The sequence below is a fragment of the Parvimonas sp. KA00067 genome, from assembly GCF_001553085.1.
Classification (GTDB): Bacteria; Bacillota; Clostridia; order Tissierellales; family Peptoniphilaceae; genus Parvimonas; species Parvimonas parva.
The window spans coordinates 123,253-148,805 of record NZ_KQ960149.1 but is presented as its reverse complement, the minus strand read 5'-3'; the positions used below and the strand labels follow the sequence as shown (position 1 = coordinate 148,805).

37 protein-coding genes are annotated in these 25,553 nt (G+C 28.6%); 1 reads left to right on the top strand and 36 read right to left on the bottom strand.

The annotated features are described in order from the left end of the window. The first annotated feature begins 39 nt into the window (after nucleotides 1-39). Entirely contained in the window at nucleotides 40-405 is a 366-nt protein-coding gene (locus HMPREF3181_RS04495) for a hypothetical protein (RefSeq protein WP_068473615.1), read from the top strand. A gap of 18 nt (nucleotides 406-423) precedes the next feature. Here HMPREF3181_RS04495 and HMPREF3181_RS04490 read toward each other — a convergent pair whose 3' ends face one another. The 36 genes from HMPREF3181_RS04490 to HMPREF3181_RS07690 all read right to left on the bottom strand — a co-directional run bounded on the left by HMPREF3181_RS04490 (nucleotide 424) and on the right by HMPREF3181_RS07690 (nucleotide 25,446). After that, nucleotides 424-1,329 (bottom strand): peptidoglycan amidohydrolase family protein, encoded by a 906-nt coding sequence (locus HMPREF3181_RS04490; protein WP_068473613.1) that lies wholly within the window; start codon nucleotides 1,327-1,329, stop codon nucleotides 424-426. A 70-nt stretch (nucleotides 1,330-1,399) separates the two neighbouring features. After that, on the bottom strand, nucleotides 1,400-1,603 hold the full coding sequence (locus tag HMPREF3181_RS04485) for a crAss001_48 related protein (protein ID WP_068473610.1): 204 nt from the start codon (nucleotides 1,601-1,603) through the stop codon (nucleotides 1,400-1,402). 1 nt (nucleotide 1,604) lies between these two features. Beyond that, the gene (locus HMPREF3181_RS04480) at nucleotides 1,605-1,862 is read right to left on the bottom strand and encodes a phage holin (protein ID WP_068473607.1); all 258 of its coding nucleotides are present in this window, start codon (nucleotides 1,860-1,862) and stop codon (nucleotides 1,605-1,607) included. A gap of 17 nt (nucleotides 1,863-1,879) precedes the next feature. Beyond that, nucleotides 1,880-2,185 (bottom strand): hypothetical protein, encoded by a 306-nt coding sequence (locus HMPREF3181_RS04475; protein WP_068473604.1) that lies wholly within the window; start codon nucleotides 2,183-2,185, stop codon nucleotides 1,880-1,882. Nucleotides 2,186-2,280: 95 nt separating this feature from the next. Further along, nucleotides 2,281-2,421 (bottom strand): hypothetical protein, encoded by a 141-nt coding sequence (locus HMPREF3181_RS07700; RefSeq protein ID WP_156435990.1) that lies wholly within the window; start codon nucleotides 2,419-2,421, stop codon nucleotides 2,281-2,283. Between the two features lie 4 nt (nucleotides 2,422-2,425). Then, nucleotides 2,426-2,887, bottom strand: coding sequence for a hypothetical protein (locus HMPREF3181_RS04470; protein ID WP_068473599.1), 462 nt, complete (start codon nucleotides 2,885-2,887; stop codon nucleotides 2,426-2,428). A gap of 1 nt (nucleotide 2,888) precedes the next feature. Then, entirely contained in the window at nucleotides 2,889-4,058 is a 1,170-nt protein-coding gene (locus HMPREF3181_RS04465; protein ID WP_068473596.1) for a hypothetical protein, read from the bottom strand. A 47-nt stretch (nucleotides 4,059-4,105) separates the two neighbouring features. Continuing rightward, nucleotides 4,106-4,732 carry a hypothetical protein gene (locus tag HMPREF3181_RS04460; RefSeq protein WP_068473593.1) on the bottom strand — a complete coding sequence of 209 codons (627 nt, stop codon included), beginning with the start codon at nucleotides 4,730-4,732 and terminating at the stop codon, nucleotides 4,106-4,108. Nucleotides 4,733-4,739: 7 nt separating this feature from the next. Next, entirely contained in the window at nucleotides 4,740-7,949 is a 3,210-nt protein-coding gene (locus tag HMPREF3181_RS04455; RefSeq protein ID WP_068473590.1) for a phage tail protein, read from the bottom strand. A 2-nt stretch (nucleotides 7,950-7,951) separates the two neighbouring features. Next, nucleotides 7,952-8,575 carry a hypothetical protein gene (locus HMPREF3181_RS04450; protein ID WP_068473588.1) on the bottom strand — a complete coding sequence of 208 codons (624 nt, stop codon included), beginning with the start codon at nucleotides 8,573-8,575 and terminating at the stop codon, nucleotides 7,952-7,954. Next, nucleotides 8,575-11,517, bottom strand: coding sequence for a phage tail tape measure protein (locus HMPREF3181_RS04445; RefSeq protein ID WP_068473585.1), 2,943 nt, complete (start codon nucleotides 11,515-11,517; stop codon nucleotides 8,575-8,577). Before HMPREF3181_RS04445 ends, HMPREF3181_RS04450 begins: the two co-directional genes overlap by 1 nt. Nucleotides 11,518-11,715: 198 nt before the next feature. Continuing rightward, complete coding sequence (locus HMPREF3181_RS04440; protein ID WP_068473582.1) at nucleotides 11,716-12,129, bottom strand: hypothetical protein; 414 nt, start codon at nucleotides 12,127-12,129, stop codon at nucleotides 11,716-11,718. 9 nt (nucleotides 12,130-12,138) lie between these two features. Further along, nucleotides 12,139-12,717: a major tail protein gene (locus HMPREF3181_RS04435; RefSeq protein WP_068473579.1), complete on the bottom strand. Its 579-nt coding sequence runs from the start codon at nucleotides 12,715-12,717 to the stop codon at nucleotides 12,139-12,141. Continuing rightward, nucleotides 12,717-13,034: a hypothetical protein gene (locus tag HMPREF3181_RS04430; protein WP_068473577.1), complete on the bottom strand. Its 318-nt coding sequence runs from the start codon at nucleotides 13,032-13,034 to the stop codon at nucleotides 12,717-12,719. Before HMPREF3181_RS04430 ends, HMPREF3181_RS04435 begins: the two co-directional genes overlap by 1 nt. Next, the gene (locus HMPREF3181_RS04425) at nucleotides 13,027-13,398 is read right to left on the bottom strand and encodes an HK97 gp10 family phage protein (protein WP_068473573.1); all 372 of its coding nucleotides are present in this window, start codon (nucleotides 13,396-13,398) and stop codon (nucleotides 13,027-13,029) included. Before HMPREF3181_RS04425 ends, HMPREF3181_RS04430 begins: the two co-directional genes overlap by 8 nt. Next, entirely contained in the window at nucleotides 13,398-13,703 is a 306-nt protein-coding gene (locus tag HMPREF3181_RS04420; RefSeq protein ID WP_068473570.1) for a hypothetical protein, read from the bottom strand. Before HMPREF3181_RS04420 ends, HMPREF3181_RS04425 begins: the two co-directional genes overlap by 1 nt. Further along, nucleotides 13,703-13,969 carry a hypothetical protein gene (locus tag HMPREF3181_RS04415; RefSeq protein WP_068473567.1) on the bottom strand — a complete coding sequence of 89 codons (267 nt, stop codon included), beginning with the start codon at nucleotides 13,967-13,969 and terminating at the stop codon, nucleotides 13,703-13,705. The genes HMPREF3181_RS04420 and HMPREF3181_RS04415 overlap by 1 nt, the downstream gene beginning before the upstream one ends. Beyond that, nucleotides 13,941-14,156 (bottom strand): hypothetical protein, encoded by a 216-nt coding sequence (locus HMPREF3181_RS04410; RefSeq protein WP_068473565.1) that lies wholly within the window; start codon nucleotides 14,154-14,156, stop codon nucleotides 13,941-13,943. Before HMPREF3181_RS04410 ends, HMPREF3181_RS04415 begins: the two co-directional genes overlap by 29 nt. Nucleotides 14,157-14,224: 68 nt before the next feature. Next, nucleotides 14,225-15,394 (bottom strand): phage major capsid protein, encoded by a 1,170-nt coding sequence (locus HMPREF3181_RS04405; RefSeq protein ID WP_068473562.1) that lies wholly within the window; start codon nucleotides 15,392-15,394, stop codon nucleotides 14,225-14,227. Next, nucleotides 15,381-15,947, bottom strand: a complete 567-nt coding sequence (locus tag HMPREF3181_RS04400; protein WP_068473560.1) for an HK97 family phage prohead protease — start codon at nucleotides 15,945-15,947, stop codon at nucleotides 15,381-15,383. Before HMPREF3181_RS04400 ends, HMPREF3181_RS04405 begins: the two co-directional genes overlap by 14 nt. After that, nucleotides 15,931-17,136 carry a phage portal protein gene (locus HMPREF3181_RS04395; protein WP_068473557.1) on the bottom strand — a complete coding sequence of 402 codons (1,206 nt, stop codon included), beginning with the start codon at nucleotides 17,134-17,136 and terminating at the stop codon, nucleotides 15,931-15,933. The genes HMPREF3181_RS04400 and HMPREF3181_RS04395 overlap by 17 nt, the downstream gene beginning before the upstream one ends. Before the next feature lie 12 nt (nucleotides 17,137-17,148). After that, a complete protein-coding gene (locus HMPREF3181_RS04390; RefSeq protein WP_231723266.1) occupies nucleotides 17,149-18,873 on the bottom strand; it encodes a terminase large subunit in 1,725 nt (574 codons plus the stop codon). Further along, on the bottom strand, nucleotides 18,866-19,228 hold the full coding sequence (locus tag HMPREF3181_RS04385; protein WP_068473554.1) for a P27 family phage terminase small subunit: 363 nt from the start codon (nucleotides 19,226-19,228) through the stop codon (nucleotides 18,866-18,868). The genes HMPREF3181_RS04390 and HMPREF3181_RS04385 overlap by 8 nt, the downstream gene beginning before the upstream one ends. 12 nt (nucleotides 19,229-19,240) lie before the next feature. After that, the gene (locus HMPREF3181_RS04380; RefSeq protein WP_068473551.1) at nucleotides 19,241-20,425 is read right to left on the bottom strand and encodes a site-specific DNA-methyltransferase; all 1,185 of its coding nucleotides are present in this window, start codon (nucleotides 20,423-20,425) and stop codon (nucleotides 19,241-19,243) included. A gap of 258 nt (nucleotides 20,426-20,683) precedes the next feature. Beyond that, a complete protein-coding gene (locus HMPREF3181_RS04375; RefSeq protein ID WP_068473547.1) occupies nucleotides 20,684-20,986 on the bottom strand; it encodes an HNH endonuclease in 303 nt (100 codons plus the stop codon). 67 nt (nucleotides 20,987-21,053) lie between these two features. Continuing rightward, the gene (locus HMPREF3181_RS04370) at nucleotides 21,054-21,464 is read right to left on the bottom strand and encodes a type II toxin-antitoxin system HicB family antitoxin (RefSeq protein WP_068473544.1); all 411 of its coding nucleotides are present in this window, start codon (nucleotides 21,462-21,464) and stop codon (nucleotides 21,054-21,056) included. Between the two features lie 59 nt (nucleotides 21,465-21,523). Then, entirely contained in the window at nucleotides 21,524-21,712 is a 189-nt protein-coding gene (locus HMPREF3181_RS04365; protein WP_068473541.1) for a type II toxin-antitoxin system HicA family toxin, read from the bottom strand. 256 nt (nucleotides 21,713-21,968) lie between these two features. Next, nucleotides 21,969-22,403 carry a hypothetical protein gene (locus HMPREF3181_RS04360; protein WP_068473538.1) on the bottom strand — a complete coding sequence of 145 codons (435 nt, stop codon included), beginning with the start codon at nucleotides 22,401-22,403 and terminating at the stop codon, nucleotides 21,969-21,971. Nucleotides 22,404-22,610: 207 nt separating this feature from the next. Beyond that, complete coding sequence (locus HMPREF3181_RS04350; protein WP_068473531.1) at nucleotides 22,611-23,069, bottom strand: DUF4406 domain-containing protein; 459 nt, start codon at nucleotides 23,067-23,069, stop codon at nucleotides 22,611-22,613. Nucleotides 23,070-23,072: 3 nt separating this feature from the next. Then, on the bottom strand, nucleotides 23,073-23,309 hold the full coding sequence (locus HMPREF3181_RS04345) for a hypothetical protein (RefSeq protein ID WP_068473528.1): 237 nt from the start codon (nucleotides 23,307-23,309) through the stop codon (nucleotides 23,073-23,075). Continuing rightward, the gene (locus HMPREF3181_RS04340; protein WP_068473525.1) at nucleotides 23,290-23,496 is read right to left on the bottom strand and encodes a hypothetical protein; all 207 of its coding nucleotides are present in this window, start codon (nucleotides 23,494-23,496) and stop codon (nucleotides 23,290-23,292) included. The genes HMPREF3181_RS04345 and HMPREF3181_RS04340 overlap by 20 nt, the downstream gene beginning before the upstream one ends. 13 nt (nucleotides 23,497-23,509) lie before the next feature. Next, nucleotides 23,510-23,836 carry a hypothetical protein gene (locus HMPREF3181_RS04335; protein ID WP_068473522.1) on the bottom strand — a complete coding sequence of 109 codons (327 nt, stop codon included), beginning with the start codon at nucleotides 23,834-23,836 and terminating at the stop codon, nucleotides 23,510-23,512. Next, the gene (locus HMPREF3181_RS04330; RefSeq protein WP_068473519.1) at nucleotides 23,837-24,043 is read right to left on the bottom strand and encodes a hypothetical protein; all 207 of its coding nucleotides are present in this window, start codon (nucleotides 24,041-24,043) and stop codon (nucleotides 23,837-23,839) included. Beyond that, nucleotides 24,044-24,598, bottom strand: a complete 555-nt coding sequence (locus HMPREF3181_RS04325; protein ID WP_068473515.1) for a hypothetical protein — start codon at nucleotides 24,596-24,598, stop codon at nucleotides 24,044-24,046. 186 nt (nucleotides 24,599-24,784) lie between these two features. After that, the gene (locus tag HMPREF3181_RS04315) at nucleotides 24,785-25,240 is read right to left on the bottom strand and encodes a hypothetical protein (protein WP_068473509.1); all 456 of its coding nucleotides are present in this window, start codon (nucleotides 25,238-25,240) and stop codon (nucleotides 24,785-24,787) included. A gap of 35 nt (nucleotides 25,241-25,275) precedes the next feature. Continuing rightward, complete coding sequence (locus HMPREF3181_RS07690; RefSeq protein ID WP_156435988.1) at nucleotides 25,276-25,446, bottom strand: hypothetical protein; 171 nt, start codon at nucleotides 25,444-25,446, stop codon at nucleotides 25,276-25,278. Between the last annotated feature and the right edge of the window lie 107 nt (nucleotides 25,447-25,553).

The following is a 25,553-nucleotide window of genomic DNA, read 5'->3' as shown; positions in this document are numbered from 1 at the left end:
GTTATAATATAATTACAATAAGGAAAGGGGATTTTGAAAATGAAAGAACAATTAATTAAATTGAGAGATAAAATAAATGAAATTTTAAAAAAAGAAAGTGTAATTCGTTATATGAACGGCAACGACGGAACACATTTTGATTGGAAAGAAAATGATAGATTGTGTGAATTTGAAGTATTTAATGAAAATAAAAATTGTATTTTAAAAACTTTTGTAAATTGTAATGGTAAAGTTGAGTTTTATTTATATAAAGATGAAGATATTCTTCCTTTTGAAGAAATTATAGAAAATGAATTTTTTACAAGAGAAGAAGTCGAAGAATTAAAAGATGGATTTATAGAAATAGAATTTGCAACTACTGAATATAATTTTGATATTGAAAATATAATAAAATTCGAAAAATAAAAAGGGGCTTGATAGCCCCTATTCTATTTCGCCTTTTTCATTAATCTTTTTATTTACAATCAAAGCTCCTCTATCATCAAAAGCATAAGTTTTGTTGTTGATTTTCTTAGTATAAGACAAATCGCAAACACCCTCACCATTTACATAAAATCTTTCGTTTCCTGCATTGAAAAATGTATCTTTCAACATCTTACAATTGTTATCAAAGTAGTACCAATCGTCTTTATATTTTAGCCACTTGTTTTGATAAGTTATTCCGTCATCATCAAAGTAATACCAAGTTTCTTGAATGTACTTCCACTTGCCAAAACACATTTTACAGCTATTATCAAAATAGTACCAATTATTTTCATACTTAAGCCATTTGTTTTGATAAGCATAGCCTTTTTCGTCAAAATAGTACCATTCATTGTCTATTTTTTCCCATTCACTTTGCGGATAACTTCCATCTGAATATTCATACCACCAACCTGTGGAATTTGATTGCCAAGTAGGGGCGTTGTCGTTTAATCTAAACACTTCATAATGCCAATTATATAAACTTGACAAGCTATTTTCAGTATTTTCGCTTATGCCGTTAGCATTATAATTGCAATGTATGATATGAGAATTATCTGTAAAAATACCTGTATGTGCCTCTGCTCCTGCAACGCCTTTACGTTTAGACCAAATTACTATATCTCCACGTTCAGCCGTCCACTCACTATTTACAGCAATTCTTTCAAAGCCATTTCTTAAAAGCCACTCTGGTAAAGTTGCTGTATTCTTTGGATATTCAACTTTTAAACCTAAAGCCTCACACACTGCATAATACACTGCACTTGAACAGTCATAACTCTTACTACCTGTTCTATTATTCATTGAATAAGTTACTTTGCCTTGTCTTTCTTTGAACCACCCAATCATTTTGTCGTTTTTATTCATAGTTATTTTCCCCTTCTTTAGTTAAAAAGTGGTATGCAACTAATTATCACATACCACTTTTCAGCTTATATTATTTCTTTCCTTTTTCAATCGCATATTTTATCCTTGCTTGTAAAACTTCTTGATATGCTTTCATCTTTTGCACTTGAGATATTAAAAGTTCTTTTTCTCTCTTGTCTAAATCAAGAGTTTTAAGTCCTCTTTCTGCTTTAAAAATCTTATCAGATAACTCTGTATCTTCCTTATACATTCTTTTTATATATTCAGCAACCATTTTACTTATTTCCGCCCAAATCTTTATAGCCTAACGCTCTTTCGCTATCTGATACACCTTTTGTAGTAGGGTCAACTAAAATTCCAAACCCAACAAGTATATTTACTAAAAGCATTATAACTTGTGTTACTTGCTCTTTGCTAATAGGTGATACAATTTCAAACATAGCTAATATTTGATAAATAAAAGCTATTACAGTTGTTAGCATTGTAATTACAAACGTCTTATTTTTCATTCTTACTTTTAAATTAATTTTCATATTTTCCATTCTCCTTATTATTTATTTTTTAATGGTAAACTTAAAGCACTTTCTACCATTTTATCTACTATTCCATTTCCTTTTAACTCCTTATAATTGATAAAGAGTTTTCTAAGTGATACAAGTTCATCTTGAAAAATATATCCTCTTTCTGTAACACGATTTATTATTTCAAAAATTTCTTTTCTAAGCAAACATCTTATACCATTTGTTTGCTTTTCTTGTAACTTTAAAATTTGCATAATAGGTTTACCTATCATCTTTATTAAAGCAATTGTACTCCCTATTATACTTAAAACTATTGATATTGTACTTAAATCCACAACTCAATCACCTTTCCTTTTCTCAAGCATTGAAATTTCAACATTTAGCTTAAAATATAGCCTATTTTTAATTATTTTTGTTTTTTAATGCTATACTATGCCTTTACTTCGTTATCTTTTTCTTTTTCTTGTAATTTTGCTTTTAAGTCTTGATTTTCGCTTTTTAAAAATGCTTTTTCAACTTCAAGCTGTGCAATCTTTAAAGCAAGTTCATTTATTATAAAATCTTTATCCATTTTTTTACTCCGACAATTTTAACATTAATGCACTTTCAAAATAGTCCATTCGGAACTCGGTTACAATAATACATTTTTTAAACACGTAAAATGAGGAATTACCTATTGTTATATGATAATTAGTATTTATATATTCTGGAAATTTATATCTTGGTATTGATTCGCCTGATACTTCTTTCGCTGTGATAGATTTAAAACCACTACTTGAATGATTGATTGTAATCGCTATCAAAAGATACTTACAATTTGTTTCTTCAACGCTACTTTTTTTTACTTGTAAAAGAGAGTTTGCACTTATATATTCAATTAAATTTTTCATCTTTTCTATATCGCTTTTATCTGCTAAGTTTGAAGTATCAACTGTTTTTTGTGCAAGTTGATTTACACTTGAACTTACTAAAGAAATGTCTTGTAAAATTTTATCTTGTTTTTCTTCTGTTGCTATAGTTATTTTCTCTAAAGCCATTTTAACCTCCTTGTTGCGTTGTTGTAAAATCTTGTAACTCATCCATTGTACCTCTTACGATACATAACTTTCCATCTACATTTTTTAAAGCATAAAATTTATCGTTACCAATATTCAAATCTTCTAAATCATCGCCTAAGAAAAGTTTAAGTTGCGTTAAAAGTGTTATTGGTATTGATTCATTCGCGGTTGCTAAAAATGTTTCTAATGGTATCATTCTATCTTTTAATGACATTATTTCATATGTTTGTATGTGTTCTAAATTGCTTTTTAAATATTCTATCTCCTGTGAAATTTTAGTACCGTCAAAACTCTTTACTAACTTATCAAATTCAGCTATCTTTTTTTCTCTTTCGGTTTCTGATAGTTTTCTTTTATCTTCCGATTCAGTTAATAAAGTGTTAAGTCTTGTCATTTCATCAATTTTACCCGTTGCTGTCTGCACTTGCTCGTTTAATGTTCTTTGTAGTTCATCAACTGAGTTTTTAACTTGTTTTAAAGCTTCAAGTTGTTGGGTATAAGTTGATATTTTTTCCTCCCTCGAATTTTCGGCTTGCACTCTTTTTTGTTCTTCTTTTTTTAAATTGCTATCCGTTTGAGATAGAGCTTGTATAAGTCCCTCAACTCTTGATATAACTTGTGTTGAATTTTTTTGTCTTTCTATTTCTTTTTCAATTCTTTCTTTTTCAGCTTGTACTCTTTGACTTTCAACTTCTAAGATATTCTGTAAAGCGTTCCTCATTTCTGCTAAAGATAAATTTACATTGTGCATTGTAACTTCGTTTTTATTGCGTACCTCTGCTATAAGTAACTCTCTTATAGTACCACCGTTGAACAAGTCTTGTTGAACTAAATCTTTATTTGTATCAGTATAAATTGTAAACTCATCTTGAGATACACCTTTTACAAATTTAGCTTTTACATAAAAATCATTTTGAACTGGTTTTGATATGCTATGAAAATCTTTTATACTTGCAAAGTAACCTTGAATATTAAAAAGTCCATTTTGAATTTTTATATCATTTTCGCCAATTACTACCTTACAAGCATTTCCAACGTCTTTAGCTATTCCCTCGCTGACTAACTGTGAATAAATTTTAGCGTCCATTTCAGCCGTTATATAATTTTCGACATCATCACTTACCCTAATATTGATTGGTTGTAATGCCATTTGCTACCCCCTTTCTAACTTAAAAGAGAGAGTTATAAACTCCCTCATTAGTCTTGCCATTTACCTATTTCTTTCCAAAGTTGTGGAAAAGAAAATGGACTTTTACCATCTGCTGGCTCATCTCCAACATATTCATAAACTTTGTCATTAAAAATACAATATCTGTCGCTTTCTAACTCTGTACCTTTCTTATAAGTTTTTTCATTATTATAAAGGTCTGGCTTTTCTTTTGGTAAAAGTGGATTGCGTGGCGGTTCTTCTTTTCCGTTAGGTATCTTTTCCCAATGTTCAGTCGATAAAGTCGGCATTATACCATAATCGCTTTCGTGTTCTTTTTTACACCTAAATAAAAATTCCTCATTAGCTACAAATTGTTTTACAATAGCACCTATTTTATATCTCTTTCTGTCTTGCCACTTATCATAGAATTTTAAGTTTTTATACTTTTCTTCATCACTTGAATTTTCAGTTATCTTACTTAATAACTCGTTTTTCATTTCATTTTCAATTTCTTTTTCAGTTTTAATTTCTTCTAAAGAGTTTACAAAACTTTCAAAATTTTCTTTAAATTCATCTTTTACATTAGTTTTGATTTCTTGAAAATCATCTCTCATTGCTCTAATGTCCCATTCTCCACCAAATTTCGTTGCTATAATATGTGTAATTTTACTCATATTGTACCTACCTTTCTTCTAATTGCTTTATTTTAAGTTGAAGCTCCTCAACTTTTTTACTTAATTCTTGTACTGCTTTTGTAGTAACTGCCAAAAGTCTAAAATCATCAATACATTTTGTCCCGTTAGGTTCTGTATAAACTAAACTATCATCAATCTTTTCCAACTCTTGTGCTATAATACCTATTTTAGTATATTTTTTTTGCTTTCGTTTAGCTTTTTTCTTCCAAGCAAAAGATTTAAAATTTATTTTTTTGATTAAATCAAGTCCGCTTTCTTTACAAATCTTTATATTTTTTTTAAGTCTTATATCTGAATAACTTCTATCAACTTTTACAAACCAACCGTGAGTTGCGCCTTCCGTTCCGTCATCAAAATAGAGTTCGCCGTCATCTCCATAGCAAATTGAAGCTACCGCATACATATTGACGTTGCTAAAACTAATTACAGAGTTCCTGTATTTATTTGTACAAACTGCCTTTCCTTCTTTTTGCCAACGACCATTATACTTAAAAGCCATTGCATTTGCACCCCATACAGTTAATAACTCTTTTTGTGATATATCGTGTGAACCACCTTGAGATATATTGTTACTTTCAAAGAGAAAAATTCCACTTGGGGAACTATCGTCGTTACCACTTAATTGCATTCCTATCCCGTCATCTGCATATTTGTTTCTAGGAGCGACTGCAACAAAACCACTTGAATTCGGTCTAAAATATCCATAATTCCCTATTTTTATAATTCCACCGTTTATTACAGCTCCGTCGATATAGTTTCCATACAGTCTTTTAGATGTTAGCTTATTTGCTATAACATCTCCGTCAAGTTCAATTTTATTAGCTCTTATCTTTACACCTTCAGCTGATTGATTGATTTCTGAAACAATATCTTTTTTAGAAACTTTTAGGCTAATTTCTGTTGACGTTTGCTTTATTTCCGACTTTAATTCTTCAAGTCTAGGGTCATCATTTAGCTTAAATATCTGCACATCATATATATTGGCTTTTGGATTGCTACCACCACCGTTGTAAAGATTAAGCTGTGTTATATCTTGACTAGGAGTAAAAACCCAAGCGTTATTTTCTGATATTTTTCTATAATTCATATCTGAATTATATACTTTGTAATCTGCATTATTTTGTATATCTTTAGCTTTAAAAACAACCTTGTATTTTTGACCTTTTAACAACTTTTCACAATCAAAATATATATCATTACCGTTTATTTCTTTAGTGCTTTCTTTACAAAGATTTTTAAATTGCTTTAAATCCTCTTTCATCTCTTTAACAGTTGATTTTATTTCGTTTGTCGATTGTGCTATTTCAGTTGAAATTTTATTCTCAACATTTTTAACTTTACTACTTATTTCATCAGCTTTTACATTAAATTCACTTTTAACCTTATTTATGTTATTTTCAGCCGTTAATTTAAAGCCGTCTAAATCTTGCTTTAAACGTGTTATTCTATCTGCATTATATTGACCAATGTGTTCGCCCAATGAAATATCTTTTATTTCGCTATCTTCAATACCTTTATAGATTATATAACTTTCTTTGTATTGTTCAGGCACTTTAAAAGACAATATATGATTAGAATAAAAAGTTGATGAATACTTCCCACCTATCAGCCTTTTATCAATAAACTTTTTAGGATATTTATATTTATAACGTCTTTTATCATCTTTATATGTAAAGACTACATAAACCTCACAATTACCCTTACTTGAAAATTTAAAATTATATGCCTTTCCTTTTTCTAAATTAATAACCTCTTTAAAAGAATTATTTTTATTTACCGTTACAGTTTTGTTTTTTATTAAATTTTCAATAATAGCCGTTGTTTCTGAAATCAAAGTTTCAATTTCATTTTGTTTAACTTTTAATTCTGTAAGTTGTTCTTCCGTTACAAATCCATTTGTTAATTCTTCCCTTGCTTTTACTGTTAGTTTATCTGCAGTTATTGAGTTAGCTTTAATTCTGTCAACATCTAAAAAGCCTGTTAAAATTCTATCCGCATTGATACTTCCGTCATTTCCTATCGATAAAGAATATGGTCCGTCCCAACCATTAGAACTTCCCATTATTCCACCAAGTCCAATTCTGAGGACATTTTTTGCGTTTTCTTTTGGAAGTTGGTCAACATAATAAGTTCCGTTTTCTGTTTCAATTTTATGACCGAATAGCAAAAGTTTTTCAAATCTTGCTGTTGCTTTTTTTATATCTTCATCAAATTTTGTTTTAAAATCATACTTACCAATTTCTTTTTGAATTTCTGTTGTAATTGTATCTTGTTGATGTGTTATAAATTCAGATAAATTTGTCGCTCTATTTATAAATTTGATTTCGCTTTTTGTTTCATCTTCAGTATATCTTGTATATTCTATAATTCTATGCTCTTCTTTTCTTTTTGTTTTATGGTTTAAAAAAGTAACTATATCGTGAAGTTTTAGTTTTATGCCGTCCAATTCTACGATAGACAATTCATACTCAATTAAAGGTTTAGAATATTTTTCTAAAAGCTCTTCACAATGCTTTTTTAAATTCAATTTATCTGTAAATCTATCATCACGAAAAACTGCAGGTATTATATTTTGATTATATTTTGTATTTTCAACATATTCTTTTCCACCATTGATACTTTCAAAAGTCATATTGTCTTTTCCAAAACCATAAATTCTTGTATAGTGTTCGAAAGTGTCTTTTTTGATTATAAAATCTTCTAAATTTATATCTTTAGAAATGTTATAATCTCTCTTTCTTCCCTCATCCACTACTGTTAAGATTTTGTTTTTACAATCAAATTCAAAAGTACAATCATATAACTTTTCAAGTTTAAAAATTGCACTTAATAAACTTTCATCTTCGACCTCTAAAGTTCTTCTTGATTTTATTGATTGTGCATTTCTTATAGTCCAATTAACTTTATCTAAAAGCTGATGTAATATATCGTTAAGTGTTAAAGAATCAAACTTCTTTTCTCCGACAAAAAAATCTTTTTTTAAACTTGTGAAATCAAGCTCACAAGTTATTGTATTTTCATCAATATTTTTTACTATGAATTGATTTTCGTTAGAGATGAAAAAAGGTTCTTCACATAGAACCTCTTCATCTTCGTCTTTTTCAAATTCTAAAGTTATCAATCCGTCATACTGATATGTGATTTTACAATCTTTTTCAAGAAGTTTATTTTTAGTTTTAAAAAAATTTAAAATCATAATTATAACTCCTCTCTATAATCAATATTAACTTCTTCAATTCCCGATAAATTTAAAATAAATTCTTTATTTTTGCTTTTTGGAAACTCATAAAAATCCCATTTTATTAAATTTTTTATTTTACCTTTTTCCGAATTTATTTCAAAACCAGTTTTTGTGTTAAATGTAAAAGTTAATTGATTTAATATTACTTTCTTTTCAGAAACTTCGTTTGTTGGACTAAGTGAAAAATTTAACCTTATATCTCTAACAGAATTAAATACAATTTTTTCTCCAGTTTGCATTTTTCTTTTTACTCTTTTTCTAAAAATTTTTCCGTTACAAGAAAAAGTTACAAGTATAATGCTATCCTCTTCAACTTCTATGTCAGAACAACTGTCTAAAAATACATCATATTCTTTTTCATCATCTGTTAGTGTTATATTTTTAAATAATTCTTTTAATCTATTTACATTAAAAATCAAATTGTCATTAACTTCTAAAAAGCAATTTATATCTATTTTATAAAAGTTTTCTTCACTTGATTTTAATCGGTTTTTAAAAAATTCAGGAGTGTAATCTGAATTTTTATAATTGATTGTAAATTCTAATACATTGTATTTAGTTTTTAATTCTTTTATATCCATTACGCTTTAACACTCCTTAATCTTTTCATATTCATTCCTTGATAACCATCTGTATATTTCCAAGTGCCTTTTGCTATTGCTTTTCCGTCAAGCTCTGAAACAACTGTTATATTTAAGTTATTTTTTAGATTGTTAAACTCTTGTATCGCTTGATTGAATTTAGATAAAACATTACTATTAGCACTTAAGTCATAAGTTCCTGTTATTTTGTTTTTGAAGTTCTTTTGTCTTTCTTCATATCCTTTTGTAAAAGCATTTGAAATTTGCTTACCGCTTTCATTTACTTTATCTTGCATTTCATCAACACCATTAACAAGTCCCTCTCCTATATTGACACCAAATCCTGCCATAACTCTTGAGGGAGAGTTTATACCAAAGAACGATTTAATAGAACCTATAAAGCTATTTGCTATGTTTCTTGCAGCACTGACTAACGCTCCTCCCATTGAACCAATCCCATTTATAAGTCCTTGAATTATATTTTCGCCTATGCCTACTAAATCTATACTTTCTAAAAACTCAACCGCTTCATTCCAAATATCTGAAATCGCACCCGGAACTTGTCCGAAAATTGATTTCACAGAGCCGACTAAACCGTTAAATATATTCTTTGCTAAATCCCACATTCCATTTAACAGATTTGAAAACAAATTTTTTATCCCATTCCAAATTGATGAGAATATTCCTTTTATTTCTTCCCAAACTCTATTCCAATCTCCAGTAAATATTCCTGCAAATATATCCCAAATTCCTTTTATAACTCCTAAAATTGTTTCAAATACAATTTTTATATTATTCCAAATGGTCGTGAAAATAGTTTTTATAACATTAAACGTTATTTCAAAATTAACTTTTAAAACTTCCCAAGCTGTTTTAAAAATTGGCTCAAAGACCGCCCAGAATACATCCCAAGCTGTTTTTATCTTATTCCATACTGTAGTGAAGATAGTTTTTATAAAATTAAATGTTGTTTCAAAAGCAACTTTTAAAACTTCCCAAGCTACTTTAAAAACAGATTCAAATACTGCCCAAAACGTATCCCAAACTGTTTTTATTACATTCCATGTTGTTTTAAATATATTTACACAATTCGTTTTAAAGCTATTAAAAGACTCTTTTAAGCCTTGTATTTTTTGCCCTATCCATGTTATTATCGGATTTATGACTGTATTCCAAGCAACTTGAAACGCTGTTTTTATCACATCCCAACCTTTAGTTACTACTTTCATAAAACTTTCAAATGTTTTAGCTAATACTTTAAAAGCCTTATCAACTATATTCCTGAACTTTTCACAATTTTTATAAGCATAAATAAGTCCTGCAACAAGTGCAGCGATTGCGACTGCTATCGCTACGAAAGGATGTGCTTTAACAAGAGCAAATATTCTTGTTATTCCACCTCTAAGTTTAGAACCGACACTTGATAATTTAGAAATCGTTGAATGTATTTTACTAAAAGAATCTATCGTTTTGCCTATCCCTTGAGTTAATTTTCCTAAAACAATAAGAACAGGTGCTACCGCTGCGACTATTCCTAAAATTTTAACAATCATTTCTTTTTGTTTGTCTGTTAATTTAGAAAACCAATCACTTAACATTTTTGCTTTATTTGCTAAGTTCTGAAAAACAGGTGCTAATACTTGCATAGCAACCTCTGCAAGTTCTGCTCCCGTAACTTTTATATTATTAAAAGCTTGTTTCATTTTATCGATAGGGTCTCTTGTGTTTTCAAAAGTTGTCTCTAAAGACCCTCCACCTTCTTCTAATGCTTTTGTCATTTCATTAAATTCAAAACGACCACCTTTTATTGCATCAGCTAAATCCGGTCCTGCTTTTTGCCCGAAAACTTCTATTGCTTTTGTTGTTGCGTCTGCAAGTGTTGGTGCTTTTTGTATTTCATCAAGCATTTTTCTAAATTCAACTTTTGCATCTTTACCTTCTTTCGCCCAGTTACCGATTGCTTTTTTCATACCACTAAAGGCTATATCGGTATTAACTCCGGCTTTTTCCCAAGATGCAAATAATGCAATACTTTCTTTTGTATCAAAGCCAAGTTGCCTCATAGGTGCTCCGAACTTTGTTAATGTTTCAGTTAATTTTCCAACTTCAATTCCTGATTTTTGACCAGCTACTGTTAATTGGTCTAATACAAGTTTATAATCTTTTGCATCTATCCCTGCATCACCCATTGCTCTTGATACATTTATAACTGCACTATTAACATCTTGCCCTGTTACTTCTGCAAATTTCAAAAAGTCTATACTTGCATCTCTTAATATGTCTCCTGTAAATCCAAAACGAGTATTAAGTTCTCCGACTGCGTTTCCTGCATCAACTGCTGACGGTGCTACTTCACTTTTAAAAACTTCTTTTGCAACTCCTTGCAATTCTTTTAAATTATCGCCCGTTTCCCCAGTTTTGGTTACAACAATATCAAGCATTTCATCGACTTCATCCCAAGCCTTTTTACTCGCATAACTTAATGCACTTATCCCCGCTGTAACAGGTAATAATTTTTTCCCGGCTTGTTCAAATCCGTCTCCGACTTTTGTTACTTGTTCTCCAACTTTGTGAAAAACGCTCATTTCTTCTTTCAACTTAATTTGTTGTGCTTTATAGCTTTTAAGTTGATTTTCCGTTTCAGCAATTTCTCGCTTTACAATTTCCCACTTTTCTTTTTGCCCGGGGTCTTTTGCAAGTTCTTTTTCTATTTCTTTTAACTTATTTAATTTTTCTTTGCTTGTATCAATAGCTTTCCCTAAAGCCTCTTGTTTTTGTTTTAATAAATCAGAGTTTTTCGGGTCAAACTTTAATAATTTGTTTATGTCCTTTAATTTATTTTGAACATTTTTACTAGATTGATTTATAGTTTTTAATGCGTTCTCAAGTTTGACGGTATCTCCCCCAAACTCAATAGTAATACCTTTAATTCTTCCTGCCATTTTACCACCTCACTTATGAAATCGGGAAGAAGTCGTCTAAACTAGCATTGTTATTTACTAAATAAATATCTTCATCATATTCTGCTGTATCTATCATTTTTTCGTCTATAATATCAAAAATCATACCTTCAGTTAACTCCTCTAAATCTTTTATATTAAGTCCCAATTCCATAATTCTAAGCAAAAAAAGGGAGTATGTTATCTCCCTTTCATTTTGTTTTTTTTTGATTTAGTTCTTGGTGGATATGTCGCCTTTTTAGAAGATATATATTCTCCAACTATCTCAACTGATTTTGTCGCTAAATCCATAAATTCAAAATTTGACAAGAAATCTTCATAATCTTTATACTCAAAATTTGAATTGTCTGCATATTTTAACATTACATAAGCTAGCTCTATACTATCTGTTAAAAGATTAAAATCCATATTTTTAAAATTATCTTTTTTATCTTTTTTATCTTTATCGTTTTTTACAGATAAACCGAATGTCATTAATTTATTTAGTAAATCATTTATATCTTTGTGAAATTCAAAATTATACTTAATCGGTATAATCGCCGATGTATTTATCTTTAAATCTTTATCAAAAAATTTAATAGTTTTTGTTAGCATAAACTCCTCCTATACACTTATTGTTTTTTCTTTTGATGGAATATAAACTTTTGTAAACCAAGTCTTTTTAAGTTCTTCATTAGTTGTTGAAGATTGTACGACCTTTTTATCAAAATTTTCAAAAGCCTTAGGTGTAGCTTTGAATTTTATCTTCATAACTTGTACATCTAATTTATCTTCTAATGTTTTCCATTCGAAATCAGGTTTTTCAAATGTACAGTTATATAAAACAGAAGCCCTGTCTTTTTCATCTCCTAGAATTTTAAATGCCATTGCTACCGGTTTCGGATTTAAAACGCTCGGCTCAACTAAAACACCATTTCCGTCTTTTATAAATCCAAAGTATTTTTCTTTGAATTCATCAGTAAAGTTATAAATTTGTAATTCTCCCTCATAACCATTGTTTGATGCTAAAGAGAAATATACACCATTATCTGCATAAATTGTTTTTAATTCTCCTTTAGCATTAAGTTTTATATTAACAGTTCCTAAAATGTGTTCAGGTATTTCGTAAGTTTTTTCATCTTTTAAAATCGCTAAGTGTAAATTCTCAACGCCAAATTCAATTTTATTTTCTTTTTCAGCCATTATTCTATGCCTCCTATTTCATAATTAACTAAATAGACTTCTTCATTAATTGTAATATCTTCACTTTTAATAAATCCAAATCTATTTTCTTCTAATTTTCTTTCAAGTTTTTCTTCAAATTCTCTTTCTTTTTCTAAATCACTAAAATATATTTCAACATTAACATTGAACCTTTTACAATAAATTTTATCATCTGCAAAAATCTTCGCGTCTTTTAGTCTATGATAAATCGCATAAGGCACTTTTAAATGTTCTTTAGTATTTATATATCGAATTTCCATTTTTAACTCTTCAAATATCTCTAAAATTTTATCCATTTTCAATTGCCTCTTTTATTCTTTTTTCAAACTCTCTAATCCCTTTTTCTTCAGCATTTGCCCAGTGAATTATTCCTCTCGTTCTTCCAACTCTAACTCCGTTTTTTATAATATCGTGTCCAAACTCAAGTAAATGTGTAAGTCGATAATGCTTTTTTGAGTGAACAATAGGCGTTCCATACTCACTTTCAGTAATTCTAAAAGACTTGCGATATTTTCCTGTCCTAATTGGTGCAGATGATTTTAAATCTTGTACTGTTTCTTTTGCTACCTTACCAGCAATTTCACGAACTTTATCATTTACTAAGCCGATTTCTGCTTTTAAAATATCATTAACAGCTTTTTCAAAATCCGTTACTTTCATTAGACTAATTTGACCTCTTCACAAGTAAGTTCTATTAAACCGTCATTTCTGCTATAAGTTCTAACAACTTTATAATTTTTGTTTTCAAATATAAGTTCTTTTTCATCTTCATATTCAAACTCATTTATAACTAAAGTAATATCAAGCTGTAAATCAACGTTTTTCCCTTTAAAAAAATCATCTCTTCCAACTGATTTTTTTATCGCTAAAACTTTTTTCTCTTGACGCTCAATTTTTTCTTGCTTGTATTTATTTTTTGTAATAATTTCTTTGATTAAAGAAATTTCATAATCAAAAGTATTCATTATTTTTTCTTTAGCCTATTTACTTTTAAATTGTGTAATCTAAATTGTAAGTAACGAGGCACTCCTTTATAATCTCTGTTTTGATACTTAAAGCATACATAATCAATCAAAAAAGAAGATACTAAATCTGTATCTTCTTCTCCTGTAATTAAATTATGTTCTTCTTGTAGTTCAATTTTTGTTGAATCTATAATGTGATTTAAAAGTGTATCTCTAACATTTGAAGATATTCCAAGTTTACTCTTCACTATCTGAAGTATTTCCATCTTCTATCTCCACGTCTTCCGTTTCGTTTTTTATTTCTTCTATAACCGGTTTTTTTAGCTTATTTTTTTCACTTAAAAGATATTCTATATGTTTTTCATCAACTTCTATTGCGAAAAATGGATAGAACTCTCCAATGTTATAAAAAATACCATCTTTATCTACAAAATCGTGTATTACTTTATACATAATTTACTCCTTTTTTGAGATAATTCACTGAGCTCAATTTTGTGCTCAGTGAATATCTTTTTTTATTTTTAAACCTCTGCTAAATTTAAAGTTACAAAGAACCCTGATTCTGTATCAGCTTTAGTAACTCCAAATCTTAAACCTGCTTGTAAATATTCTCCATAGATTTCGTGATTTAACCATTTTACTGATAAATCTTTTCTGTCAGTTAATAAAATTGCACTTTCTACATCTCCGATAAATGCCTTTGCCTCTCCCTTATTTCCTAAAAGTTCATCAGGTACGATTTCAATTTCAACAGGGATATATTCGTTTTGACTATTTGAAATAAGGCTTGTATCCCACATATATCTTCCCATTTTGTCCTTTATAATGTGTAATTTGTTAAAGAATGTTTGAGTCATGATAGCTGTTCTGCTATAAGCTATATCCAAATCAACATCTAATAAAGTGATTACTTCGTCTAATTTTGTAAATTCTTTAGAAGTAAATGTTTTTAAAATTTCTGCAATTTTGAAATTCTTTGTATTTATTTTTTGAATTTCAGCTTGTCTTTCAATTAAACCTAATAAATCAACTTCTGAATCATCAATGCTTTCTTGTGAAATTGGAATAGCTCCTCTGTAAGTATCTACTTTCCAGTCAACTTCTAAAAAGTCAGGTTTTGCCAAATTGGGATTTTTAGTTAGTTCTTCAACAGTTGACAATTTAGCTTTTGTTTTCTTTAAGATTGGATATTTACCTGCCCCTGTGTTTACTTTAACAACTGTAACATATTTAGAAAGGTCTATAACCTTGCTTTTTTGTTCTGTTACTTTATTTGAAATATCTTTAGGAATTAAAACTCCAACATCTGTTGTTTTAATGCTATCATCCCTTATATTTCCTTTACTTCTAATGAAAGTCTCTACAGACTTTCTTCTTTCTTCTAAATTCATATCTCTTTTTTCTCCTTCTTTAAATTTTGGTGCTTTTCTTTGAAGTTCTTCAATTTGTTTTTCTATTTCTTCAATTTCTTTTTCTTTTTCAGCTTTTTTATTTTCAAGCTCTTCAATTTCCTTTTGGTTTTCATCAATCTCTTCTTCTACTTTTCTAAGTGCCTCTTCATCATTTGCCTTATCAATTTCTGTTTCTAATTCCTCTGACCTTTTATTCAAATTTTCAAGCTCTTCATTAAAGCTATCTCTTTCTTCAATTAAGTTTTCTAATTTTTTTCTAAGTAATTTAATTCTTAACATTTTTTAACTTCTCCTTTAAATATTTTTTTCTTGAATTTAGTTTTTCTGCTTTTGCATTTTCTAACCTTTGTCTAGCACTAACGCTTGTTTGCTCGTAAGCGGGGAATGTTACAACCGAAACTTCAAATAAATCTATATCTGTTAATGTCGTTTTCAAAACTCCATCATCACTCCAGTCCTCTTCAATTTTGTTTATAAAGAAACCAAAGCTACATTGAGTTACATCTCCCCTTAAAACTCTTTCATAAAGATTAACTGCATCAGTGTCTTTTTCGTTAATTTCTATTGTTCCAAAGACCCCTTTTTGGTCTATTCTTAATTTTAAAGTTCCGTTTATTGTTCGTCCAAGTACAAGCTCTGTTTCGTGATTTATTAATGCTCTAATATCTTTTTTTTCTAAATTAGAAATTGCCGTTCTTGAAATTTTTTCAAAATATCCGGGATAAAGTTCTGTCTCTTCATCAAAGACTATGAAATATCCCTCAATAATTTTTTTATTACTTTCAGGCTCACTTCTAATTTGCAAATCTAAGTTACTACTCCTCTTCTCCATTATCTCCACCCCCTTTCAATTTGTTTTGGTCGCCGATTTTGTCAGCAGGTATGTAATTTTCTAAAATTACAAGTTTGTTAAGTTCATCAAGTGGTGTCATTCCGACCCAATCTCTAACTTCATTACCATACACAAGTCCTCTTGTGTACATACTCATTCCGATATTTGCTATTTCTGAAATATCATAAGAATATAAGCTCCTTGGACTTAATCTAAAGTATAAATCCGGACTATATATCAATGCTTTAGTTAAAGTTTGTTCAATAATCTTTCCAAAACTCATGATAGTTGTATTAATGAAATTGTTATATTCTTGTTTGTTAAAATTTCCAACTCCTAAGAAAAAAGCGGGTATTCCTAACATACTCGCTACCGTCTTTTTATCTAGTACAACACTATCATTTAAAGCTAAATCATTAATTGTAAGCGGTTTTATTTGGTTAATTTCCATCATCTCTGCAGGTATTATCCAAGGTCGCCCATTTTCTTTTCTAGTTAGATATTTTTCTTCAAATTGTTCTCTTCCCTCTTCACTTTCTAAAGCCTCCGAGTTAGAGTCAACTTTTATAACTAAGTTAGGCATATATTTCCCTTTTAAAAAACTTTTCTTTGTTTCTGTAGCCATTTTTAACGCATCATTTATATCTGTGAGTGATATTCTATAGCCTCTTCCTTTAAAACTTTCCTCTTCATCCGGTTCTAAAACAAAATGAATGAACTCTCCTGAATAATATCTCGTTCCCTCAAAGTTCATATAATAGTCTTGTTTTTCATAATCCCATACAAAATCAATATTTCTTGTATTGATTGGTACTAGATTTTCAATATATCCATTTTCATCAAAAAAAGGAAATACAACTGCATTCCCATTTTTAATCATATTTTTTACTATAAATTTAACCCAAGCTTTTTTTGTCATAAAGTTACAAGGTGATATATCAATCTTTTTAGCAAGTGCATTTTTGACCCTTATATCTCCTTTATCTGTATTCTGCATAAGATGAATGGTCATATTAGAAACTAAATCAGCAATTTTATTTATCGCAGTTTCAAACTCTGGACTATCTCCGATTGGAGTATATCCGTCAATATAAAAATCATAAGCTCCCCTTTGATTTATATAAAAACCAACTTTCTTTTTATCCTGTTCTCTTTTTTCCTTTTTTCTAAACCTATCAAAAATTCCCATTTCACACCTCCTTTACTTTTGATTTATCCAATTATCTAAATTTGCAGTCTTATCTCCGTCTTCTATCATTCTCATACAAGCAAATACACTTGCATCGAATAAGTCGATTTTTTGTGTCGGGTCTGCTTTTTCATATTGGACCGCATCATCAACTTTTTCAACTGCTTTAACATTAGATACACAATACTCATAAGCTAGTGAATGAAGATAATAAAATTCTTTATTTTTTACTTTCATTTCTATTCTTCTAAAGCCTTGTGATTTTTTGAAATAGACCTGTGGCTCATCTATCATCTTGAATTTTTTCTTTTTCATTTTATTAAAAAATTCATTTGCAAACTTTCTGTCAAAGCCGACTTGTCTAATCTTAAAACCTTTATCTCTCATCATACAAAACCAATTGACTACATCATCAAATAATACTGTTTCTGTATCACTCATTGTTAAATTCCCATCATCTTCCCAACCAAAAAGTGGTATGCTATTTTCTTCTGCTACAATATGAGCCCTAGCTCGTGGGAAAAATGCGTGTGTTATACAAATATCAACACCATTATAATTTCCATACAGAGCAGTTGCCGTTAGGTCGTGAAGTTTTGAAAGGTCAGCTCCTCCATACCAGTTTATATTTAATTTTAGTAAATCATCAAGAGTCCAGTTATATTTTTCATCTGAACTTGAAAATTCTGATATATCAAAATATGCTTTAACACTATTTGTAAATATATTTAATGATTTTGCTAAAAAGTCTTTTCTTTGCTGAGGGTCATTTCTTGCCTGGTATGCATCATTTTTTAAGCTTTCAAGACTTATCGTTTCGTTAACGGACGGATTAGCTTTTATGATTTCTATTTCATCATCATACTTCTTTTCGTTGTCTGCTTTTGCTATAAAAATAAATAACTGTTCATCTACAAGTTGTCCGGATAATACCTTTTGACAATATTTAACTCTTTGCCCACAAAACCAGTTCACATTATCCCCTGCAGTTGAAATCCCGATGCACAATTTATTAGCATAAGCCTTTCCCGATTCTTTAATTACATTGTATTTTTTTGGAGTTTTGTATGCGTGTAACTCATCACATATTTGTATATTACTATTCAGCGAGTCTTGACTATCCGAATTACCTGCTAAAGCCTCTATTTTCATAAAGCCATCAGCGAATTTTCTTTCGATTGTATGCCCGAATGAGTTATCTCTAATTTTAAAATTTTTAGTTTCTCCCATTTCTTCGATATTCTTTTTTATAAAATCAAAACTTTCTAATGATTGTTTTAAAACGTCTCCAACAATGTATATTTTAGTTCCCGATTTTCTACTAAGTATTCCCAATGCCCACGCTAAAGAGCCGATAAAACTTGTTTTTCCGTTTTTACGAGGTATGAATATAAAAACTTCTTTAAATCGCCTTAATATCGTGCCTTTATGATAAAAACCTAATATATTATATATGCAAAACTTTTGCCAAGGTATTAATTTTAAAGGTTTTCTCATTAAGGGTACTCCTCTAATATCCTCTCCTTGAACATTCACTATCGTACCTTGTATAAGTTTTATAACAAATTCAGCCTCTTCAACTTTAAATTCATAGTGCTCATTTACTAAGTCTTTTTTAAAACGAGCAATCATTTGCTTTTGCTCTTCATTTACAATTTTAGAACCACTTTCTATTCCATTTATAAAATTTAAAACTTCTAAGTCATTAATTTTATCCAAATCATTGATTTTATCCAAGTCCTGCGAGTATGGAATCTAATTTGCTCGGCTCTTGTGGTTCTAAATCTATTGTATTCTTTATTTTCTTAAGCCCTGTCGGTGTAAGTCCGAGTTCTCTCAAATATAAAATGCTATCATCTCTTAATTTTTCGATTGATAAATAAAAAGGATTTTTAACTAAATTTTTACTGCCATTTTTATTTGTATGCATAACAACCATTTTAGAACCTGAACTTTCAAAGTTTTGTTTTGCAGTTTCTAAATCAATCAATATATTAGCAGTTAAATTTATTATTTCATCAAAAGACTTGTCATAAGTTCCTACGCTTTTCATTTTTTTGATTAAATCTCGTTTTACTTTCTTAAATTCCATACCACACCTCCTTTAGTTTAATTTTATAGCTTTTTCTCCCGTTAAGTTTTCCCAACGTTTTATAATTACATCAACATAAGTCGGGTCATACTCCATCATAAAACATTGCCTATTTAATTCTTCACAGGCTATTAACGTTGTTCCTGAACCTCCGAATAAATCTAAAACAATTGAATCTTCATTACTTGAAATTAAAATTTTATTTTTTATGAGTTCCAATGGCTTTATTGTAGGATGAAGGTTGCCTCCTGCTGAAACTTTTCCTGATTGAATACTTGATATATAATATTTTTTGTATATATCAATGGGTTTTAACCCATTATTCCAAATTCTTTTATCTTTATAGAAATATAAAATATATTCTGTATCTGGTAAAAAATTATTATTTACCATTGGAATAACATTGTTTTTATTCCAAGTTAGAATATTAAATTTATATTCTGAAAATAAATTTAAATAATCTTTTATTGAATCTTTTGATGTAAAAAAATAAAAACTTCCTATATCAAAATGTTTTATATATCTTAAATTTTCTACATCAAAATCTATAATATCCTTTATTCTTTCCTTAACTTTTTTTGTGCTTTTTTCAAAGCAACCCCCCCCGGAATAGTTTAAGTTGTATGGTGGATCAGTTAAAAGTAAATCTATTTTTTTATTATTAATTAATTTTAAAACTTCAACTTTATTGTAACTATCTCCACACATTAAAATATGATTTCCTAATCGAAACATATCTCCCAACTGAATATCGACTTTTTTATTTTCGTCAATTGAACTCAAAACCTCTTCAAGTTGTTCTTCCGTTTCTTCAATTCCATCTTCCATTTCAAAATCTTCAAAACCAAATTCTGACATATCAAACTCTGTTATATCTAGCAATTCTAATTTCAATTTATCTAAATCAAAATCTGTGTTCATCGTTAATTTATTATGTGCTAAAATATATGCTTTCTTTTGTTGTTCATTCAAATGAGAAAGCCTTATAACTTCAACCTCTTTATAGCCTAACTTTTTAAGAGCATATAAACGACCATGTCCCTCTATGATTATGTTATTTTCATCAATCGCTATCGGGTCATTATTCCCAAACCTTTTTATAGATTCGCAAATTTGATTAATTTGCTCTTCAGTATGAATTTTCGCATTATTACCATACTCTTTCAAATTTTCAATTTTTATTTTCTCAATTTGCAAATTTATCCCTCCATTTTTATATCTTTTTTTGATAAAAATATATATATTTTTAATCAAAAATTTACAACTTTTCTTTAATTTTTTTATATAAATTTTTCAAAAAATCTTGTATGCTTAAAATTTAAGATTTCTTTGAAATTTCAAATTTTATTAATATTTTTTATGCATAAAAAAATACACATTTTAAAACGTGTATTTTTAGCCATTCCCCCTTTTCTGAAAAATGCCTTTGTATATAAAAAGTTTTTGACACCGTTTTTATGGACTTTGTTTTAATAAAGTTTTTAGAGGGGGGATATGTTTTTTTAACAAATTTCCTTTTTCTGTTAATTCGTGATTTTTGCGATTATGCATCTCATTATGGCACTTTTCACAAAGTGAAATTAAATTAAAACTATTTAATTTTAATTCAGGATATAGTTCATAAGGATATATATGATGAACTGTTGTAGCTTGAGTAGTCTTCCCATACCTCTTACAGCACATACACATATATCCATCACGTCTTAATATCCTTTTTCTTTTCTCTATCCAATTTTTAGTTTGATAAAAGTTTTTCATTTTGTTCCTTTTTATCGCAACAAAAAAGACACCTTACTAGATGCCTTAATTGATTGATATTTAATTATTAATTAACATTTAATTCTTTCTTTAGAGCTTGTTGCAGTATATAACTAAAATTTATATTATTATTTATCGCTAATTCATTTAACCAATTCGGTATAGTCAACGTCTTTTTTACCGCTCTATTATCTTCTTTTTTTCTTGCCAAATCTAAATCAACAGTTATATACTGAATAAAATCTTTTTCTCCAGTAGCTAAATTTTCTAATTCCTTGAAACTTTTTGAAACTGGAATATCTATACTATAATCTTCAGCATTCAAAAGCCATACTTCTAAAACGTCTTTAGCATTACTGATAGCCTCTTCGATACTTCCTGCCTCACTTATTGCTCCCTTTAAATCCGGAAATGTAATTGTATAAACTCCATCATTAAATTTAAAAAGTGCAATATATGTTCTCGCTCCTTTTTTCATGATTTCCCCTCCTAATATTTTATAATTTATGTCGTTTTTAAAATTGATTTTTTGCAGGACTATTTTTTTAGCCCTGCATCTTTCAATATTGAGTCTAATGTTCCTTTGTCATAATCTGACCTTGTTGGCTTTGGTATAGTTAAAAGTATATCATCTTTTATCCAACATTCATGACTTCCTTTACCTCTTTTTGGTATTTGTTTAAAGCCGTTCTTTTTTAAAATTTTTATCAACTCTCTTTTGTTCAATTTTAAAAACCTCTTTTCTTTATTTGTTATACATATTATAACACGTGTTTAAGCACGTGTCAAGTATTTTTTAAAGATTTTTTAAATTTTTTTATTTATAAACCAAAAGAGAACAACTGTTGTTGCTCTCTTCTGTTTGCGTTATATTAAGTCTTCGGAGGTGAGTTCTATAAAACTCAATTCTTGTCTGCTCTTTATATTACTTTACACTAATATTATATCACATATTTTAGGCTTTTTTGTCCCTATTTTGTCCTTATTTTGCTTTTCCGTATCTTGTATAAATTATTTTATTAAGTGCTTTGTTTAGTTTACTTGCAACATCATTTTTATTAGTATATTTTAATCTTGCTATTTCCCTTAAACTTTTATTTTCAAAATATTTTAATTTAATATATTCTAATTGCTCATCTGTTAAATATTTAAATCCCCTTTTTATTAAAATATATTCTTTTTCGTTTGCTTTTAAAATATCGGCTAACTTCTCTTTTTTTGTAATTAATTCTGCTCTGCTGTTTTCAACAATATTATAATCTGAACCGCCACTTCTAAATGCTGACGGATTTGAACTTCCAACACCCTCTAGTTTGTTTTCAATCCATTCCAATTCGTCATTTATATTTTGAATAGCCTCTTCAAGTAAAGGATATAACCTCAAATCCTCTTCAACACTTTTAGTAAATACACCCATAATCCCTCCTAAAATAATATCTTAAAAAGATATATTATCGCTTTAATCATTCCTAGCAAAGCAATAAGTATTATATTAGTTCCTAGCACCGTTCCCATTGCTTTAATAAAATCCGATTCTTTTTCGTTACTATTCTTTTGTTTTGCCCCTACCCAAACTCCTATTAAAAAATATACTATTGTTATTAATAATATACTTAAAATCATTCTAGTAATTATATCCAACGATTTTTAACCTCTCTTTCTCTTCATAATACCAAATTGTTTTATTCATTTTCTTTGCGAATTCTAATTCAATTAATGCTCCAGTACTATCTTTGTAATCATCTAGTAAAAAAATTATATCTGCATTTTTTAAAAGATTTAAACAAACCATCATATATTGATACCAACTGTTTGAGTATTCTGGTAAACTTATTTCAGCAGGATTTAAAACTATATATCCCTCTGCAGTGAATTTCTTTTTGTATTTTTCAAATTTTTCTTTGTAATTCTTATCTCCTGAGATTTTACCACTTAAATAAATAACTTGTGGCTTTTTAAAATTCAATCCTACTTTCTTTAACATTTTTTCTCTTTGCTTCATATTTAATCTTTTGTCGCTTTTTTTATATAAATTGATTTCTACCACTATTTCGTCAATTAAGTCTTTTCTAATTGTTCTCATCTACTATGCCTCACTTAACATATCATTTAAAGACTCACTTAACATATCTTTAAATGATATATATGTTATAAAATTTATATGCGAACTCCTGAACCAGTGATGTTCTCTCTTATCGCCTTTACAATGATAATATCCCGTTTCATATCCTGTTCCTTTTTCTAAAACTCCGATATATTCATCTTTTCCTACTTTTACAAGAACATTTTTCCCTAAATATTCTTCAACTTTCCTTTTTATCATTTACAATTCTCCTCTCCACTTCGTTTGCTATATCTATTATTAAGTGCTTTCGTTCTATTTCTTTTCGCCTTATTTTTTCTTGCTTTTTAAAATGAATATCCCAATATATTTTTTCAAGAATAAACCCAGATGCCATTCCTAGTGCTATTCCACCTAAAAATAAAAATATTATATCTATTAATTTCATTTGTTATTACCTCCTATTCCCTATAAGTATCTATTACATTTAAAATTCCTTTTTTTAAGTTCTCCGAAATTTCATCTTTCAGCTCATTCCTGTCCACAATATCCCTTAATTGAAACTCTCTCCCCGTAAATGGTTTTTGTTTAGAATATTTAACCATAGCCTTTAATATACTTTCCTCAACTTCACTCCAATTATCAACTATCCAATCTCTAAAATCTTCTTGCCTTGTATTACTTAATAATTCAGTGATTTTATTTCTAACTTCATTTATTTTATAGCTATCTGCATTGCTCCAAGCTAAATCTTCTAATTCATCTATATAATCTTCTATATCTCTCATCTACTCCACCTCGTTTATTCCTGTGATATCATCAACACTTATTTCTATACAATTATGAGCATTAAATATTAGTAAATCTCCATCTGTATGTTCTAATTTTGCTTTAAAAGAAATAGTATATTCTTTATTTTGTTTTAATTCAATTTCATTATATTCTCCATCTTTATCATAGTAACCAACAATGCATTCTTTCGCTATAACGCTCATCTACTCCACCTCAATTTTATCAAACATATCAATCGTTAAAGGCTCTGGTAACTTGATATTTTTTATTTCTTCATCTGTAAATTGTACCTGAATATCAAGTATATCGTACTTATCACTACCCAAAAAGTATATTTTCCTAAGTTCTCCATAATTAAGAAAAGTGAACTCCGTTTGTTTGCCAATAAATCTTTCATATTCTTTTTTCAATTTCAAATAATACTTTTTACACTCGAACTTTTTAAGCTCGACCTTTTTAGCTCGTTGTTTAATTTCTGTTAAAGTTCTATAACAATTAACTGTTCGCCATTCATTTTCATTATTTAAAAAGCAAAGTTCATCATCTTTAACCATATATGGAAGATTAAAAAGAATATAAATTTCATTTTCCTCCCAACCTAAAAACTCTGCTAATTTAGTAGGTTGCCTTAAATACTCAATTATATTTTTTAAATCATTATCGTATTTGATTTCTTTTTCTTTATCAAAATCAAACTCGTCATCATTATACCAATTATAGAAATTTTGTAATTTTTGTAACGCTTCTTCTCTAGTCATTTTGTATTCTCCTTGTGTATTTTACTGTATCAAGTATTAATCTAGTCTTATACAGTTTTTGCTCTGGTCTAACAACTTCCAGTATCGTCATAAATTTATGAACATCTAACTTGTTCAGATTACTAACTAACTGCATTACCTCGTATCTTGTTAGATATTCCCTTTCACTTAAGTTATTTATTAACATTACAGTAACTCACCTAATTTTGTTCTTATCATAACTTGAATTGAGTCTTTACATATCCATTTACAAATTCTTCTCATCTCTAGTAAATTTTCTTTTGTTGTATCTCTATAACCACCACATTTCTTATCGTTATGAGGTTTAACAAAGAATTTTTTACTATCAAAATCATATACAAAAGAACCTATTAAATTATAAAAGTGCCATTTATCTAATCTTGATAAAATCTCTATTTTAATACTTTTAAACGGCTCTGTATAACAACTTATTTTTATTTTGAAATTATTATCAAATTCAGTTGTTATATTGTTTACTCCTCTTTTTTCAATCTCGATTAAAGCTTGTACTATATCCTCATCTGTTGTTTCGTCATCAACAACATATTCTAATAACTCTTTCTTAATATTTTCATCATCTAAATTTTGCGTTTGTGCTTTTTTAATCAAATCTTTTAACATTTTAAATTCTCCTTTTAGTGTAAACGTTGTTATTGCTAACTATTTTTATTTATTAAATTTCTTCGCATTACAGCTAAATATCTTCCATCCGTTGTTGGAAAATAATAAATTCCTCTAAAACAATCCTCTGATTCTCCAATCGTTGATTGTAAACAGTATTGTCCGTCTTGCTGAAATTCTCCGAAATATTCTTCTGTTATTTTCATATTCCAAATATTGCTGTCAACTGCAAAATCAGGATATAATTTATCTATTTGTTTTAAATAGATATTCCCATTCTTCCCCTACAATTTTATCAATACAACCGTATTTC